This window comes from Bifidobacterium xylocopae, assembly GCF_003315615.1.
Taxonomy (GTDB): Bacteria; Actinomycetota; Actinomycetes; order Actinomycetales; family Bifidobacteriaceae; genus Bombiscardovia; species Bombiscardovia xylocopae.
This window is the reverse complement of sequence record NZ_PDCH01000093.1, coordinates 1-432: the sequence shown is the minus strand read 5'-3', so window position 1 is coordinate 432 and position 432 is coordinate 1. Positions and strand designations below refer to the sequence as shown.

Below are 432 nucleotides of genomic sequence, written 5' to 3'. Positions count from 1 at the left end.
ACCAAAACACACCACCTAACACTCCCCCCCACCCCCTCCCACACCCCACACACCACATTCGCCAACCTCCACCCAATGCCCCCCACCATACCCCACTCACCCACACCAACCCCCTCCCCACCCGCGCCCAAACGCAAGCACGCACCGGTGCCCACCCCCCTGCCAGCCTCCTATAAGGAAGCCGCGGTCAAAGCCCAGCAATACGTGGACTCCATGCATTTGTCCGAGGAATGCATCCGCGACCAGCTGACCGGCAAACGCGACCACTACTCGCAGTGGGCCGCACAGTATGCAATCGAACATGTAACCGCAGACTACCCTGCGCATTCGCTCATAATCGCGCAGGACCTCCAGCGGCAGGGTGCGCCGGTCTCGGACGCCACTCTCACTCTCCTGACCATCCACCTGTACATTCACCACCCTTACCCCTCC

General features: G+C 62.3%; 1 protein-coding gene. It reads left to right on the top strand.

Annotated features, from left to right (window positions below; genetic code table 11):
- Positions 1–75: 75 nt before the first annotated feature.
- The coding region (locus CRD59_RS07760; RefSeq protein WP_201736597.1) for an Ltp family lipoprotein at positions 76–432 on the top strand (357 nt) is incomplete at its 3' end.